We start from the raw sequence: 14,735 nt of genomic DNA on the forward strand, positions 1-14,735 counted from the left end.
GAGTGGAGTCTGTCGATCGAGACGCCGGGATCGACCTGGCCGAGCTGCTGGCGGCGTTCTCGCTGGCCACGGACCTCGGACTGGGCCAGCCGATGGAGCACGTGCTCCGATCGTGGCGGATCGCGGAGCGGCTCGCCGGGCACATGGGCCTGCCGGAGGACCAGCGGCGGTCGCTGTTCTACGTCTCGATGCTCGCGTGGGTCGGCTGCGTCGCGGACTCGCCGGAGGTGGCCGCGTCGTTCGGCGACGACATCGCCTTCCGCGCGGACAGTTACGAGGTCGATCTCGCCGGAGCGGCCGGGTTCGGCTACTTCCTGCGCCACGCCGGCAGTGGCGGGCCGATGTGGCACCGGGTGCGGGTGGCGACGACGATGCTGACCAGTGGCGGCCGGAACGTCATGCAGGGCATGCAGTCGCACTGCGTGACGGCGTCGGCGCTGGCGGAGCGGCTCGGGCTCGGTTCGGACGTGGTCACGGCGTTGCGGCAGTTCTTCACCCGCTGGGACGGGCGCGGGGTGCCGCAGGGGGTGGGTGGCACGGACATCGCGCCGACCATCCGGCTGTTGCACCTGGCCGACGTCGTCGAGGTCCGCTGTCGGACCGGCGGGATCGACGGCGCGCTGGAAGTCGCCAGGGCACGGCGTGGCCGCCAGTTCGCGCCCGACGTGGTCGACGCGCTCCTCGCGCACGCGCCCGAGGTGCTGGCCGACGCCGGCACGGAGATCGACCCGCTCACAGCGGATCCAGGGCTGCGCCGCCCTCTGACCGAGGGAGAGCTGGACGCCGCGCTGGAGGCGCTGGCCGACTTCACCGACCTGCGTTGCGCCTCGCGGGCCGGGCACTCCCGTGGCGTCGCGGAACTCGCAGGCGCGGCGGCCCGGTCGATGGGGCTCCCCGCCGGCGACGTCATCGCCACCCGGCGCGCGGGCCTGCTGCACGACATCGGGCTGCACGGGGTGCCGGCGACGATCCTGGACCGGCCGGGACGGTTGTCGACCACCGAGTGGGAGCGCGTGCGGCTCAGTTCGTACTACACCGAGCGCGTTCTCGCCCGTCCGGCGGCGCTGGCCAAGCTGGGTGCGATCGCGGCCACCGCTCACGAGCGCATGGACGGCAGCGGCTACCACCGCGGCCTGTCCGGCGCGGCCGTGCCGATGACCGGGCGTCTGCTGGCCGCGGCGTGCGCGTACCGCGCCATGCTCGAACCCAGGGCGCACAGGCCGGCGTTGACGGACAAGCAGGCCCTCAGTGCGGTGCGGGACGCGATCCGGACCGGTGCACTCGACGGTGACGCGGCCGAGGCCGTCCTCGCCGCCGCGGGCAACGGCGTCCGGCGGCGAGTGTCCGGTCCGGCCGGTCTCACCCCGCGCGAGGTCGAGGTGCTGATCCTGATCTCGCGTGGCGTCCAGACCGGCGAGGTCGCCGACCAGCTGGGAATCTCCCGCAAGACCGCGGGAACCCACATCGAGCGGATCTACACCAAGACCGGGGCGTCGTCACGCTCGACCGCGACGCTGTTCGCACTGCGCAACGGCCTGCTCGATCCGCTCGATCTGTAGGGAGAACGCCCGACGACACGGGCCTTTCCCGCTCCTAACGTCCTGTTTCGACGAAGGGAGCAGGCCATGGCCGGCAAAGCAGTGATCAGTCTGTCGACGGGACTCGAGGACGCGGAGAAGGTGACCGTCGCGTTCCTGGTCGCGATCGGCGCCGCCGAGACCGGACGGGAGACGATGATGTTCCTCTCCAAGGAGGCGGTGCGCCTCTCGCTGAACGGCACCGCCGCGGGCACCGCGTGCGACGGTTGCCCGCCACTGGCGGACCTGTTCCAGCGCTACGAGGCGGCGGGCGGGCGCTACTACGTCTGCCCGCTCTGCTTCAACGCCAAGCAACTCGACGCCGACAACCTCATTCCCGGCGCGGAGGTGAACGGCACCATCCCGTTGTGGAAGTGGATCGGCGACGAGCCCGCGACCACGTTCAGCTACTGAGGACGCCTCCGGCACCCCGGCGCGAATCCCGCGCCGGGGTGCCGTACAGGACTCCTTGCCGACCTGGCTCGCCCCTGTGAGGCCCGGACCTCAGCCGTGGTCGAGCCCGTCCCGGCGGTTCTGGGTGTCGAGGCGCACCTGGTCGGTCTGCGCGCCGATCGCGGCGATCCGGTCGGCCAGAGCGGGGTCAGTCGTCCGAAGCTGCTCATGGGCGTCCGCCAGCGGGCCGAGCAGCAGCGCGGCGTCGTTCTCGGACAGAGCCTGGCGAACGGCCGGATCCACCTCGCCGACGTGTCCGGCGAGGCTGCGCAGCGAGGCGGAGTTGTCCCGCGCCCACCGCGAAATCGCGCGATCGCCCGCTCGCCGGTCGCGTTCGGCCTGCACCCGCTCGTCCCCGGTCGCTCCGTCCAGATCGGACGGTCGCAGGCGCAGGTAGCGACGTTCCGCGGCCTGGCGGCTGGCCACCCCCAGCGCGGGCGCCAGCTCCGCCCAGCTGGTGCCGAGCTCTCTGGCGGCGGCGATCAGCTGCGGTTCCCAGTCCGTCAGCTCGGCCCGCAACTCGCGCAGCAGGACCAGCGCGGCCAGCACCTGGGTCGTGCTGAGCTCAGCGTTCTCGCTCGTGGCCGCGCGGAGCGCCTCGTAGTCGCCGATCGCCATCTTGTCATCCTTTCGACGACACTCGGGCTTGTCATCGTTCCGACGACATGTTACAACAGAGGTGCGCGTTGACAGCAGACAAAACATCGAGGAGGTGCCGGATGTTGATGCGCACTGACCCGTTCCGGGAGCTGGACCGCTTGGCGCAGCAGGTGTTCACCGGGCCGGGCACGTGGTCACGGCCCACGGCGATGCCGATGGACGCCTACCGCGCGGGCGACGAGTTCGTGGTGGCGTTCGACCTGCCGGGCGTGTCCGCGGACGCGATCGAACTGGACGTCGAGCGCAACGTGCTGACCGTCAAGGCGGAGCGGCGCCCGACCATCACCGGTGACAACGTCGAGATGCAGGTCGCGGAACGACCGCTGGGCGTGTTCTCCCGCCAGCTGTTCCTCGGCGACACACTCGACACCGAACGCATCCAGGCCGCCTACGACGCGGGTGTGCTGACCCTGCGCATTCCGGTGCTGGAGAAGGCGAAGCCGCGCAAGATCGCGATCACGAACACCGAGCAGGACGTGAAGCAGATCGACGCCTGACCAGGAGTGGTCGTGGTCGCACGAACGCTGGACGAGGAGTTCCTCGCGCTGGTGTGCGAGGACGAGGACCTGGTGCGCGCCGAGTTCGACGCGATCATCGAAGCGGGCTGGGGAGAGCCACCGCTCTCCCCGGCACCACGCCTGCCGGTCCCGTCGACGCCGTACCGGGACACGCGCCGCCCAAGCGGACAGGCCCGCGTCCCGATCGACAGGACGGCCCGGCAGCGTTCCCCTCCGGCACGGAAGGCAGGTGATGCGTGGAAACGATGAACAACGGGAGCACGTCCGGTCGACCGCTCGCACCGTCAAGCCGACCCAGAGGTGGCCGAGCGGACTGACGCCACCAAGCGCACGGGCGCAGCGATCCGCGAGCCGCCCGGACTCCTCCACCCCGGTGGCCCCGTACCGCCAGATCGCGGTGCGGGGCCACCCCGGCAGCGGGCCCACCAAGGCACCGCGGTCAGCGGCGACCTGCGCGAGAAATCAGGACCGGTCGAACTCCGGGATCAGCTCCCCGATCAGCCTGATGCTCGTCATCACCTCGTCCGCCCCGATCGGCCCGATCTGCTGGAGGCACATCAGCCGGTCGATCCCGAGGTCCGCGTAGGCCTGCAGCTTCTTGCGGCACGTGTCCGGGCTGCCGACGATCAGCGACTGCTGTGCCGACAGCACCTCGAACAGCTCGTCCTCCGGCACGTCCTCGCCCTGGATGATCCGGCCGATCACGAGCTGCGCGTCGGTGGGGGCGGCGTCCACCTCGGCGCGCAGGAACTCGCCGGTGAGGCCGCCGTCGCCGGCCGCGAGGATGTCCTGGTGGCGTTGCATGGTCGCGGCGAACTCGGCGGCGGCGTTGAAGAAGCGCAACGCTGTCACGGTGTACCAGGCCGCGGCGGCCGCCGCCCCGTTGCGCATGGCCTGCTCGTCGGTTTCGGCGCAGTGCACGAAGGTGAAGTAGGCGACCTGGTCGTTGACGAACGAGCCGACCGGCGAGGTGCACTCCGCGGCGGCCGCGCGGTAGAGGTCGATCATGCGGGCGACCCGGTCGATGGACTCCCAGATCGTGGTGCCGAGCACGCCGACGCCACGACGGCCGGCCTCCTCGAAGGACGTCGGGGAGGCGGCGGCCTGCCACAGCGGCGGGTGCGGAGTCTGCAGGGGCTTGGGGATGATCGAGACGTCGGAGACGTCGTAGTGCTCGCCGGCGTGGGAGAAGTGGTCGGTGGTCCACATCTTCGGCACCATCTCGAACGCCTCGGCGGTCTGGGCGCGCGCGTCGGCGGGCTCGATGCCGAAGAGGTTCCACTCGGGGATGGTGGAGCGGGTGAGACCGAGCTCGACGCGGCCGCCGCTGAGGTGGTCGAGGGTGGCGGCGCGTTCGGCGACGCGGATCGGGTGGTTGAAACGGCCTGGTGCGAGCACGGCGGCGTGGCCGAGGCGGATGCGGGAGGTCTGCTGGGACAGGGCGGCGAGCATCAGCTCGGGGGCCGAGGACAGGCTGAACTCGCCCGCGCCGTGGTGCTCGACCTGCCACCAGCAGCCGTAGCCGAGCTCGTCGGCGAGGCGGGCCTGGTCGAGGGCCTGGCGGAAGCGGAACTGCTCGGGGGCAGGGCCGGGGTTCTGGATCTCGTTGAACAGATCGATCTTCATCAGCACACCCTCACCTCGCGCGGACACCAAGGCTGATGTCTCTGTGAGCGATCGGGTCGTTACGCAGGCGGTAACCGCGTTGCCCGAACGGACCAGCGGTGCTCGGCGGGGTGCAGCCTGCTCTACCCGACACCCGGAAGCCTGCGGTATCGGCGGCGCCCGCGAACGTCACTAACTTCGTTGCCATGAACAAGGAACTGAACTCCTCGCCCACCCGCAACCGAGCCCTGCTCGCGGCGATCCTGGTCGCCAGCCTCGTGGCCAACGTCGCCGTACAAGCCCTCGGCCTGAGCGTCTTCATCAGCGCCGCTTTCGGGTTGATCGCCATCGCCAGCGGTGTCGCGCTCTTCTCCCACTACCGCAGGAACCGTGGCGGTGCTTCGTAGAGATCGGCGATCGCCCTGGCTTGCCCGGCCAGGGCCTGGCGTGCCTCGTCGGGCGCGAGCACCTCGACGCCGGGTCCGAAGGCGAGCAGGGTCTCGACGGCGCGCACCGAGCGGAAGCGCAGTTCGACCTGGCTCCAGCCGGGTTCGCGCGGCACGGGCGGTGAGCTCGGGTCGGCGAGATCGCCCTGGTGAACGCGCAGGAACAGCGCCAGGACGTCGTCCTTCACAAGGGCGGTGACGGCCACCAGCGTCGGAAGATCGTCGATGCGACGGCGCAGGGCCTCCCAGGCGTCGTCGAGTTCCACGCCGTCGCGGCGCTGGACGGGTTCGCCCAGGACGGTGGCCGACTGGGCCCGGTCGACGCGGTAGAGGTTGGGGTCGCCCTGGTGGTCGGCGACCAGGTACCAGACACCGGCCTTGCTGACGAGGCCGTAGGGGTCGACCGTGTAGGTGCGCACGCGGTTGTCGCGGCCGTGCCGGTAGCGCAGTCTCAGCCGCCGGTCCGCGAACACGGCTCGTTGGAAGACCTCCAGGTCCTCAGTCGAACGCCCGGGTGACCCGCGCCAGCGGACGGGGTCGATCAGAACGCGCCTGCTCGTCAGGTCGGCGTCGTCCCGGTGCGGGGCGGGCAGGGCGGCCATGACCTTGCGCAGGGCGGAACCGAGGGCGTGGCCGAGGCCGAGGTCGGTGTGGGCGGAACCGGCCAGCACCACGAACAGGGCGCGGGACTCGTCGGCGGTCAGACCCGTGACGTCCGTGTGGTAGCCGGGCAGAAGGGCGATGCCGCCCTGAGGACCGCGCACGGTGTAGACGGGCACGCCTGCCGTGGACAGGGCCTCGACGTCGCGCATGATCGTGCGAGCGGAGACCTCCAGCCGCCCAGCCAGAGCGGCGGCGGACAACTGCCCGTGGGTCTGCAGAAGCAGCAGGATCGAGAGCAGGCGGTCGGACTTCATGTCCTCAAATCTCCTCCACGTACATGTCAGGAGGTGTCATATAAGGCGGGCAACACTCTGGTCATCGAGTCGCGGCGAGCGCGACCCGGCCGCCTTCGGGAGAGGATGCCCGAGGCGGTGAACCAGGAGAGGAACCGCCAGTCATGACCGCCATCACCGGTGCCGCGCAGACGATCGCCGACGAGTACGTCCGAGCCTGGACCAGCGGCGACGCCGAGAAGGCGCTGAGCCTCGTGGCCGACGACGTCGTGTGCGAGGCCCCCAGCGGACGGATCGAGGGCATCGAGGGCTACCGCCAGTTCCTGGCACCGTTCGTGGGCTCGCTCACCAAGGGAACGGTCCTCGACGTGCTCGGCCACGACACCCGCGCCGTGACTGTCTACGTCGTCGACCTGCCGTTCGTGCAGAACGTGCACGGAACCGAGTACGTCACCGTCACCGACGGCAAGATCAGCCACGTGATCAGCGTGTTCGACATGTCGCCCATGATCAAGGCGCGCGCCGCGCAGAGCTGACCCGCCGACGCCAGCCGGCGGGCGTGGGGAACGGAATCGCCTTGGTGCGCAACAGCTCCAGCGTTTCGCGGATGATGTCCGCGACCTCTACCCCGCCGGCGTTCGCGGTCCAGGTCTGCACGACGACCTCGACCACGTTCATGGTGCTGGCGGCGGTCAGCGCGGCGTGCAGCACGTCTCCGGTCCCGCCCTGGCGCCGGAGGATCTCCTCGGCCAGCCGCTGCCGCCAGCTCCAGCACAGGTCGGCCAGGCCCGCCCGGAGCCCCGTGGTCTTGTCGAAGATGTCGTACAGGGCGAGCAGGCGCGCCGAGTTCGCGCCGATCGTCTGCTCGACGCTGTCGACGACGGCGTAGAGCGCCTCGGACAGCGGAGTTTCGTCGGGCTGGGCCAGGAATGCCGCCATCGCCGCGTCGAGGCCGTTCTCGACGAAGCTGACCACCAGCGCCTCTTTGGTGGCGTAGTAGCGGTACAGCGTGCGCGTGCCCACCTCGGCCGCGGCGGCGATCTGCTCGATCGTGGTGGCGTCGTAGCCCTGCTCGACGAACAGGTCGAACGCCGACTCGGCGATGAACCGCCGGGTGCGTTCCATCTTCGTCTCGCGCAAGCCCACAGCGCACCTCCCTGCCCGATCTCCCGCGCGAACGGTAGCACTGCCACTTGGCAGTGACTGCCAGATGACACACGGTTGCGACACGCCATGTCATCTGGCAGTCTCGGTCATATGACAGTGACTGCCACATTTGCTCGCGACTTCCCCACCGAACGCGACTCCGGCTGTCCGTTCGATCCGCCCGCCGAGTACACCGAGCTGCGCGCTCAGGAGGGCACGGCCTCGCTGGCATGTCCGGTCGGCGTCGAGGCCCGCGTCGTGAGCCGGTACGCCGACGTGCGCGCAATGCTCGGCGATCCCAACCTCAGCTCGCACGCGGCGCCGTCCACGCACGTCGTGGCGGGCGGCCTGCTCGACCGGCCGGTGGCGCCCGGCAGTCTGCTGAACATGGACGGGCCCGGTCACGCCCGGCTGCGTCGCCTGCTGACGCCGGAGTTCACCGTCAAGCGGATCCAGGCGATGCGGCCCTACATCCAGGGCCTGGTCGACGACCACCTCGACGCGCTGCTCGCCCGGACCGGGCCGGTCGACCTGGTGCGGGACTTCGCGCTGCCGATCCCGTCGCTGGTGATCTGCGAGCTGCTGGGGGTCGACTACGCCGACCGCGACCGGTTCCAGGAGCAGACGGCGGTGCTCATCGGCACCAACAGCGACCCCGCCGCGCTGGAGCAGGCCAACCTCGAGGTCGTCGGGTTCATGACGCAGCTGGTGCTGACCAAGCTGGCGGCGCCGGGCGACGACCTGCTGGGCAGGCTGATCGTCCGGGCGAGGGAGAGCGGCCAGGAGCTGTCCGTCGAGGAACTGGTGACCCTGGGCATCACGCTGCTGATCGCCGGGCACGAGACCACCGCCAACATGATCGGCCTCAGCACTCTCGCCCTGCTGCGCCAGCCCGATCAGCTGGCCGCGCTGCGGGCCGACCCCGGGCTCGCGGGCACCGCCGTCGACGAGATGCTGCGGTACCTGTCGATCGTGCAGTTCGGGGTGCTGCGCCAGGCCACCGGCGACGTGACGATCGGCGACGAGACGATCAAGGCCGGGGAATGGCTCGTCGCCGCGTTGTCCGCCGGCAACCGCGACGAGTCGGTGTTCCCCGACCCCGACCGCATCGACCTGAAGCGCGAAGCGACCGCGCACCTGGCGTTCGGCTACGGCATCCACCAGTGCCTCGGTCAGCAGCTGGCCAGGGTCGAGCTGCAGGAGGTGTTCGCCCGGCTGCACCAGCGCATCCCGACGCTGCGGCTCGCGGTGCCGTTCGAGGACATCGAGTTCAAGAACGACGCGCTGGTCTACGGCGTGCGGGCGTTGCCGGTCACCTGGGACGGGGAGAACCGATGAAGGTCCGGATCGACGTGGACGCGTGCGTGGGCGCGGGCCAGTGCGTGCTCGCGGCACCGGACGTGTTCGACCAGCGCGACGAGGACGGCATGGTGGTCCTGCTGCTGGAGGACCCGCCCTCCCATCTGGAGGCGGCGACCGAGCACGCCGCCCTGCTGTGCCCGGCGCTGGCGATCGTGGTGGACAGGTAGTGGGAAACCTCGAACGGGTGGTCGTCGTCGGCGCTTCGGCGGCCGGCGTCACCACCGCCGAGACGCTGCGCCGGGAGGGCTACACCGGCAGGCTCACCCTGGTCGGCGACGAGAAGGTGCTCCCCTACGACCGGCCGCCACTGTCCAAACAGGTCCTGGCGGGCACCTGGGAGCCGGAGAAGACGGTGCTGCGGCCGGAATCCGCGTACGTGGACCACGGCATCAAGCTGAAGCTCGGGAGTGCCGCGACCGGACTGGACCTGGCCGGCGGCACGGTCGCGCTGTCGAACGGCGAGGAGATCGGCTACGACGGCCTGGTGATCGCCACCGGAACGACCCCGCGCGAGTTGCCGTTCGGCCACCACCTCAGTGGTGTGCACGTGCTGCGGACCATCGACGACGCGGTGGCGTTGCGCGGCGACCTGCTGCGGTCGTCCGCGGTCGTGGTCGTCGGCGCGGGGTTCCTCGGCACGGAGGTAGCGGCGTCGGCCCGGCGGCTGGGGCTGGACGTGACGCTGGTCGACCCGCTGCCCCTCCCCCTGGTCCGTCAGTTCGGCGACCGGGTCGCGACGGCGATCGCCGAGCTCCACGAGGAACAGGGAGTGCGGCTGCGCACCGGAATCGGCGTGACCGCGGTGCACGGGGACGTCTCGGTGTCGGGCGTCGAACTGACCGACGGAACCGTGGTGCGGGCGGACGTCGTGCTGGTCGCGATCGGCGCGGCGCCTGCCACCGGCTGGCTCGACGGTTCCGGAGTGCCGGTGGACGACGGCGTGGTGTGCGACGCCACCTGCCGCGCTGCCGACGGCGTGTACGCCGCCGGCGACGTGGCCCGCTGGTTCAACCCTCACTTCGGCGGTCTGATGCGGGTCGAGCACCGGATGAACGCCACCGAGCAGGGCATGGCGGTGGCCCGCACCCTGCTCGGCGCGCAGACCCCGTTCGCCCCGGTGCCGTACTTCTGGACCGACCAGTTCGAGGCGAAGATCCAGGCGTACGGCGTGTTCCCGGCCGAGGCGGAGATGGTGGTCGCGCACGGCGGGCTCGCCGAGCGGAAGTTCGTGGCGCACTACCTCGCGCGGGGCCGGGTCGTCGGTGTGCTCGGCTGGAACATGGCGAGGCAGCTGCGCCAGGACCGGCAGCTGATCTCGCCGGCAACCACTGCCCGGACGTCCGCCGTCAGCTGACGTCCGGGCTCCACCTCAGATCTTGCCGACGCCGGCGCCTGCCGTGACGGACGCTTTGACGGTGCCGGAGGCATCTGCGGTGTAGCGGTACGGGATGGCGGCTACGGTGCCGTCGACCTCGCACGGACCGGAGTTGGTGAGCGAGTTGTCACGCGCCACCAGCCGGCCGGGGTCGGAGTCCGCGTAGCCGCTCTTCGACCAGCACGCCTGCTGCACGTTCTCGAAGACGTTGCCCTCGACGAGCAGGCCGGCGTCCATCACCGACGCGATGGCGTACGACGCGGAGTTGTTGTTGATGTTCGAGTAGTAGTTGTTGAAGACGTGGACCGTCTCGCCGAAGCGCACCCGAGGACTGCGTTCGAAGGTCCGGTCGAACCAGTTGTGGTGGTAGGTGACCCGCAGGTGGCCGCGGTCCTCGCCCGCGTTGCCGTCCGAGTGGCCGACCAGCGACGTCTTCCAGTGGTTGCGGACGACGTTCCAGGACACGGTGACGTAGTCGGCGCCGTGGGTGATGTCGAGCATGCCGTCGTAGTAGTCGGGGTCGTTCTCGATGGTGCTGGACATCGTGTTGTGGTCGATCCAGATGTGGGAGGCGTTCTCGATCTGGATCGCGTCGTTGCCGCGCACGCCGCGGATGTTCATGTTCTGGATGATCACGTTGGCGGGCTTCATGTCCTCGATGTTGAGGGTGGTCCCGGAGATGCCCGCGCTCGCGCCGACGCCGCGGATGGTCTTGTCCGCCGCGATCTCGACCGTGCCGGAACCGCTGAGCATTCCGTTGACCAGGATCGTCTTCGCGCCCGACGACTGCGCCTGCGTCCGGAGGTCGGCGAACGTGCTCACGGTGACCGTGGTGCCACCCGCGCCGCCGGTGGTGCCGCCTGCCTGCGCGGCCCAGCCGACGAGGCCTCCCGGCGCGGGCGTGGTGCCGCCGGCCTCGAAGTCGAGGTGGTCGATGTTCGCGAGGCCGCCCGAGGTGGTCGGGTTCAGCCGGATCGTGTTGCTGCCGGCGGTGACCTGGACGCTCAGCGTCTTGGTCACCCAGGTCGACCACGCCCCGGTGCCCTCGAACGACGTGCTCTGCGCGGTGGTCCCGTTCACGACGACGTCGGCGGGGCGGGCCGTGGTGGTGCCGTTGGCGAACCGGATGCCCAGCGTCGCGGTACCCGCCGCCGCGGCGGTCACCGTGAACTGGGCGTAGCCGCTCGTGGAGTTGGTGCCGTTGCAGAACCCGCTGCCGGTGAAGCCCGTCCAGTTGGAGTCGATCGTGCCCGAGCAGACCGCGGGCGAGGTCTCCGCCTCGTACCGGGCCGGTGCGGCCAGCGCGGACGAGGACACCGCGACAGCGCTGACGAAAAGGACGGCAGAGGCGACAAGAATTCTTACGCGCATAGGAAGTCTCCGTGGATCCACTCGTCGGCAGACAGGGTTGACGTGATCCGTGAGCGCTCTTCTGCACGTTAACGCCAGCCGCGAGAAATACGCAATGCAGAACACCTAGATGCGCGAAAGGTTCATGGTGGTGAACCTGGGAATAACCCATTCTGTTCACGAGTGTGACCAGCGGATATTTCCCGATCAGACCCTTTGATCGATTCGATTGGCAGTGACCTGGGCATTCGATCAATTCGACGACGAGAATCGACTGAACGCGCAGGTTTTCGCCGTTGACCTCGCGCGGAGAACGCTCCTAGCATCCGGCGGGAACCCGTCGCACTTCCGACCGAAACCCTTTCTCTCAGCGTTGAGAACTGGAGTCCTCATGGGCATTTCGGAACAGCCCGCGCGCCTGGCGCGACAACGCCGCGTTCGCACCGGGCTGGCGTCGGGTGGCGCCGTCGTCGCACTGGTCACCGCGCTCGCCGCGTGGCCCGGCATCGCCGCGAACGCCAACGCCGCGGGCACGTACGTCCTGAAGAACGCCGGCAGCGGCCAGTGCCTCGACGCGGGTACGAGCCCGTCGAGCGGAACGCAGCTGCGGCAACAGGCGTGCGCCGGCCAGGAGTGGGTGCTGACCGAGGTCAGCGGCGGGGTCCGGATCACCGCGGGAGGCCTGTGCGCCGGGGTGCGCGACGCGTCGACCAGCGCGGGCAAGCCGGTCCAGCTCGAGGCGTGCACCGGCGCGACGAGCCAGGTCTGGGTGTTGACCCCGAACGGCGGCGACCACCGCCTGGTCAACGCCAACGGCGGCAAGTGCCTGAACGTCAAGGACAACGCCACCACGCCGGGGGCGTTGATACAGACCAACTCCTGCGACAGCGCCGCGACCAAGCAGTGGACGCTCGCACCGGCCGGCGGCCCGACCAGCACGACCACGTCGACCACCACCACGACCACGGGTCCGACGACAACCACGACGACCGGCACGCCGCCCGTCAACGCGTTGTACGTGTCGCCGACCGGTCGCGACGGCGCTTCCGGCACGATCTCCGACCCGACCACGCTGACGTCCGCACTCCCCCGCGTTGCCACGGGCGGCACGATCTTCCTGCGCGGTGGCACGTACGCCTTCTCGCAAACGGTGGCGATCCCGCCCACCAACAACGGCACCGCCGGCGCCCGCAAGAAGCTGACGGCCTACCAGGACGAGAAGCCGGTGCTGAACTTCTCGGCGCAGGTCGAGGACCCGGCCAACCGCGGCCTGGCCGTGAACGGCTCGTACTGGCACGTGCACGGCATCGTCGTCGAACGCGCCGGGGACAACGGCATCTTCGTCGGCGGCAGCAACAACATCTTCGAACGCACGATCACCCGGTTCAACCGCGACACCGGCCTGCAACTCTCCCGGATGCTGTCCAGCACCCCGAAGGACCAGTGGCCGGCCAACAACCTGATCCTGAGCGCGGAGTCGCACGACAACGCCGACTCGGACGGCGAGGACGCCGACGGGTTCGCCGCCAAGCTCACGTCCGGACCCGGCAACGTGTTCCGCTACTCGGTCGCGCACAACAACATCGACGACGGGTGGGACCTCTACACCAAGTCGGACACCGGCCCGATCGGCGCCGTCACCATCGAGGACTCGCTGGCGTACAAGAACGGCACCCTGAGCAACGGCGGCCAGGCCGGCAACGGCGACCGCAACGGCTTCAAGCTGGGCGGCGAGGACATCGGCGTGAACCACACGATCAGCCGCACGATCGCCTACGACAACGGCAAACACGGCTTCACCTACAACCGCAACCTCGGTTCCATGAGCGTGTCGAGCAACCTGAGCATCGACAACGACGAACGCAACTTCTCCTTCGACGCGGGCAGTTCGGTGTTCCGCACCAACACCTCCTGCCGCGGCGGCAGCGGGAGCAACGACAAGGTCGTCGGCAACTCCGACTCCTCCAACCAGTTCTGGGCGGGCACCAACGGCTCCCGGTGCTCCGGCTACACCGGAACCCTCGGCTGGTCGTTCGCCTCCGACGGCAGGCTCGTCGTCACCCTCGGCGGCAAGACCGTCGCACTCTGACCTCCTGGGAGCGAAGGTGAAACCGAGTTCTCTCATCGCCGCGGCGGCGCTGTCCGCCGGCGCCGTGCTCGTGCCATTGCCCGCGAACGCGGCGTCCGCGCTGTACGTGGCGACCACCGGTGACGACGGCAACGCCGGCACGGTGACCGCGCCGCTGAAGACCGTCCAGAAGGCGGTGGACCTGGCCCGGCCCGGCGACACCATCCACCTCCGCGGCGGCACCTACGCCCCGGCGTCCAACATCCAGATCCTCAAGAACGGCACGCAAAGCGCTCCGATCACGTTGCGCGCCCACAACAACGAGCGCGTCGTCATCGACGGCGAGAACATGCCGCACACACCCGGTCCGGTCGGCTCCTCCATCCCGCGCGCCGAGCGCGGGGCGATCCACATCGAGGGCGACTGGTGGCGGCTCGTCGGCCTCGAGATCACCCACGGGCCGTACGGGATCTTCGGTCTGGACGTCAACAACACGGTCTTCGACCGGATCGTCACGCGGGACAACTACGACTCAGGTCTGCACATCGTGCTGGCGTCGAGCAACAACCAGATCGTCAACCTCGACAGCCACGGCAACCGCGATCCGCGCAAGAACGGCGAGAGCGCGGACGGCCTCGCGATCAAGGAAGGCTCGGGCACCGGCAACGTGGTGCGGGGCGCGCGGTTGTGGAACAACTCCGACGACGGTCTCGACTTCTGGATGTTCTCCTCGCCGGTCCTGGTGGAGAACAGCGTGGCGTGGGGCAACGGCGTCAACCGCTGGAACCTCCCGGACTTCACCGGCGACGGCAACGGCTTCAAGCTGGGCGGCAACGGAGTGGCCGCCGACCACACGGTGCGCAACAGCGCTGCGTGGGACAACGCGGTCGGCGGGTTCATCGACAACAACAACCCCGGCCGGCACACGATCGACCGCTGCACCGCGTGGGACAACCCCGGCACCGGGTTCAACTTCAGCCGTTCCTCCAGCACGCTGACGAAGAACCTCTCGGTGGCCAACGGCACCGCCGTCTCGCTCGGCTCCCACTCGTCCGGCAGCGGGAACTCGTGGAACGCCGGTGGCTCCTGGTCCCTGCGGAGCACCGATCCGGGCACCGTCACGGGACCTCGCGACGCGGACGGTTCCCTCCGGTCGTCCACCTTCCTGCTCCCAGGGAACGGCGCGGACCTCGGCGTGCGCTTTCCCTGACGCGTGAATCGTCGAATTCTCGTCGAATGGTGTTCGACGAGAATTCGACGAAAGCCGCCGGACCTCGTT

The 14,735-nt window shown here is 69.7% G+C and carries 16 protein-coding genes; 11 read left to right on the forward strand and 5 right to left on the reverse strand.

Annotation, left to right across the window (positions count from 1 at the left end; all coding sequences use genetic code 11):
• Positions 1-2: 2 nt before the first annotated feature.
• Together BM417_RS06670 and BM417_RS06675 are read left to right on the forward strand one after the other, a co-directional pair.
• Positions 3-1,559: an HD domain-containing phosphohydrolase gene (locus BM417_RS06670; RefSeq protein ID WP_245821740.1), complete on the forward strand. Its 1,557-nt coding sequence runs from the start codon at positions 3-5 to the stop codon at positions 1,557-1,559.
• A gap of 66 nt (positions 1,560-1,625) precedes the next feature.
• Entirely contained in the window at positions 1,626-1,991 is a 366-nt protein-coding gene (locus BM417_RS06675) for a DsrE family protein (protein ID WP_093588891.1), read from the forward strand.
• A gap of 90 nt (positions 1,992-2,081) precedes the next feature.
• Here the strand turns inward: BM417_RS06675 and BM417_RS06680 are convergent, their stop codons facing one another.
• Positions 2,082-2,648, reverse strand: coding sequence for a hypothetical protein (locus tag BM417_RS06680; protein ID WP_093588892.1), 567 nt, complete (start codon positions 2,646-2,648; stop codon positions 2,082-2,084).
• A 101-nt stretch (positions 2,649-2,749) separates the two neighbouring features.
• Here BM417_RS06680 and BM417_RS06685 point away from each other — a divergent pair, with 101 nt between their 5' ends.
• Together BM417_RS06685 and BM417_RS06690 are read left to right on the forward strand one after the other, a co-directional pair.
• Entirely contained in the window at positions 2,750-3,187 is a 438-nt protein-coding gene (locus BM417_RS06685) for an Hsp20/alpha crystallin family protein (RefSeq protein ID WP_093588893.1), read from the forward strand.
• A 12-nt stretch (positions 3,188-3,199) separates the two neighbouring features.
• Positions 3,200-3,457, forward strand: coding sequence for a hypothetical protein (locus BM417_RS06690; protein ID WP_143138537.1), 258 nt, complete (start codon positions 3,200-3,202; stop codon positions 3,455-3,457).
• Positions 3,458-3,670: 213 nt separating this feature from the next.
• On the opposite strand, the gene BM417_RS06695 is transcribed toward BM417_RS06690, so the two are convergent.
• The gene (locus BM417_RS06695; RefSeq protein WP_093590786.1) at positions 3,671-4,834 is read right to left on the reverse strand and encodes an LLM class flavin-dependent oxidoreductase; all 1,164 of its coding nucleotides are present in this window, start codon (positions 4,832-4,834) and stop codon (positions 3,671-3,673) included.
• A gap of 185 nt (positions 4,835-5,019) precedes the next feature.
• Here BM417_RS06695 and BM417_RS06700 point away from each other — a divergent pair, with 185 nt between their 5' ends.
• The gene (locus tag BM417_RS06700) at positions 5,020-5,220 is read left to right on the forward strand and encodes a hypothetical protein (protein WP_093588895.1); all 201 of its coding nucleotides are present in this window, start codon (positions 5,020-5,022) and stop codon (positions 5,218-5,220) included.
• Here BM417_RS06700 and BM417_RS06705 read toward each other — a convergent pair.
• Positions 5,190-6,176, reverse strand: coding sequence for a helix-turn-helix transcriptional regulator (locus BM417_RS06705; protein ID WP_093588896.1), 987 nt, complete (start codon positions 6,174-6,176; stop codon positions 5,190-5,192). The genes BM417_RS06700 and BM417_RS06705 overlap by 31 nt on opposite strands.
• A gap of 143 nt (positions 6,177-6,319) precedes the next feature.
• On the opposite strand from BM417_RS06705, the gene BM417_RS06710 reads away from it, so the two are divergent.
• Complete coding sequence (locus BM417_RS06710) at positions 6,320-6,691, forward strand: nuclear transport factor 2 family protein (RefSeq protein ID WP_093588897.1); 372 nt, start codon at positions 6,320-6,322, stop codon at positions 6,689-6,691.
• Here BM417_RS06710 and BM417_RS06715 read toward each other — a convergent pair.
• Complete coding sequence (locus BM417_RS06715) at positions 6,666-7,301, reverse strand: TetR/AcrR family transcriptional regulator (RefSeq protein ID WP_093588898.1); 636 nt, start codon at positions 7,299-7,301, stop codon at positions 6,666-6,668. The genes BM417_RS06710 and BM417_RS06715 overlap by 26 nt on opposite strands.
• 111 nt (positions 7,302-7,412) lie before the next feature.
• Here BM417_RS06715 and BM417_RS06720 point away from each other — a divergent pair, with 111 nt between their 5' ends.
• From BM417_RS06720 to BM417_RS06730, 3 genes are read left to right on the forward strand one after another with little or no spacing between them, the layout of a single operon-like run.
• Complete coding sequence (locus tag BM417_RS06720; RefSeq protein ID WP_093588899.1) at positions 7,413-8,639, forward strand: cytochrome P450; 1,227 nt, start codon at positions 7,413-7,415, stop codon at positions 8,637-8,639.
• Positions 8,636-8,830: a ferredoxin gene (locus tag BM417_RS06725; RefSeq protein WP_093588900.1), complete on the forward strand. Its 195-nt coding sequence runs from the start codon at positions 8,636-8,638 to the stop codon at positions 8,828-8,830. The genes BM417_RS06720 and BM417_RS06725 overlap by 4 nt, the downstream gene beginning before the upstream one ends.
• On the forward strand, positions 8,830-10,017 hold the full coding sequence (locus BM417_RS06730) for an NAD(P)/FAD-dependent oxidoreductase (protein WP_093588901.1): 1,188 nt from the start codon (positions 8,830-8,832) through the stop codon (positions 10,015-10,017). The genes BM417_RS06725 and BM417_RS06730 overlap by 1 nt, the downstream gene beginning before the upstream one ends.
• Positions 10,018-10,032: 15 nt before the next feature.
• On the opposite strand, the gene BM417_RS06735 is transcribed toward BM417_RS06730, so the two are convergent.
• On the reverse strand, positions 10,033-11,409 hold the full coding sequence (locus BM417_RS06735; protein WP_093588902.1) for a pectate lyase family protein: 1,377 nt from the start codon (positions 11,407-11,409) through the stop codon (positions 10,033-10,035).
• A gap of 370 nt (positions 11,410-11,779) precedes the next feature.
• On the opposite strand from BM417_RS06735, the gene BM417_RS06740 reads away from it, so the two are divergent.
• Complete coding sequence (locus tag BM417_RS06740; RefSeq protein ID WP_093588903.1) at positions 11,780-13,477, forward strand: RICIN domain-containing protein; 1,698 nt, start codon at positions 11,780-11,782, stop codon at positions 13,475-13,477.
• A 16-nt stretch (positions 13,478-13,493) separates the two neighbouring features.
• Positions 13,494-14,666 (forward strand): right-handed parallel beta-helix repeat-containing protein, encoded by a 1,173-nt coding sequence (locus tag BM417_RS06745; protein WP_218164371.1) that lies wholly within the window; start codon positions 13,494-13,496, stop codon positions 14,664-14,666.
• Positions 14,667-14,735: the final 69 nt, after the last annotated feature.

The organism is Lentzea waywayandensis (assembly GCF_900115955.1).
Classification (GTDB): domain Bacteria; phylum Actinomycetota; class Actinomycetes; order Mycobacteriales; family Pseudonocardiaceae; genus Lentzea; species Lentzea waywayandensis.

Bases quoted from the DNA above. Each gene is read 5' to 3' on its own strand.
- BM417_RS06720 (WP_093588899.1), top strand. From the start codon at position 7,413: ATGACAGTGACTGCCACATTTGCTCGCGACTTCCCCACCGAACGCGAC.
- BM417_RS06700 (WP_093588895.1), top strand. From the start codon at position 5,020: ATGAACAAGGAACTGAACTCCTCGCCCACCCGCAACCGAGCCCTGCTC.
- BM417_RS06695 (WP_093590786.1), bottom strand. From the start codon at position 4,834: ATGAAGATCGATCTGTTCAACGAGATCCAGAACCCCGGCCCTGCCCCC.
- BM417_RS06675 (WP_093588891.1), top strand. From the start codon at position 1,626: ATGGCCGGCAAAGCAGTGATCAGTCTGTCGACGGGACTCGAGGACGCG.
- BM417_RS06685 (WP_093588893.1), top strand. From the start codon at position 2,750: ATGTTGATGCGCACTGACCCGTTCCGGGAGCTGGACCGCTTGGCGCAG.
- BM417_RS06740 (WP_093588903.1), top strand. From the start codon at position 11,780: ATGGGCATTTCGGAACAGCCCGCGCGCCTGGCGCGACAACGCCGCGTT.
- BM417_RS06680 (WP_093588892.1), bottom strand. From the start codon at position 2,648: ATGGCGATCGGCGACTACGAGGCGCTCCGCGCGGCCACGAGCGAGAAC.
- BM417_RS06710 (WP_093588897.1), top strand. From the start codon at position 6,320: ATGACCGCCATCACCGGTGCCGCGCAGACGATCGCCGACGAGTACGTC.
- BM417_RS06705 (WP_093588896.1), bottom strand. From the start codon at position 6,176: ATGAAGTCCGACCGCCTGCTCTCGATCCTGCTGCTTCTGCAGACCCAC.
- BM417_RS06725 (WP_093588900.1), top strand. From the start codon at position 8,636: ATGAAGGTCCGGATCGACGTGGACGCGTGCGTGGGCGCGGGCCAGTGC.
- BM417_RS06735 (WP_093588902.1), bottom strand. From the start codon at position 11,409: ATGCGCGTAAGAATTCTTGTCGCCTCTGCCGTCCTTTTCGTCAGCGCT.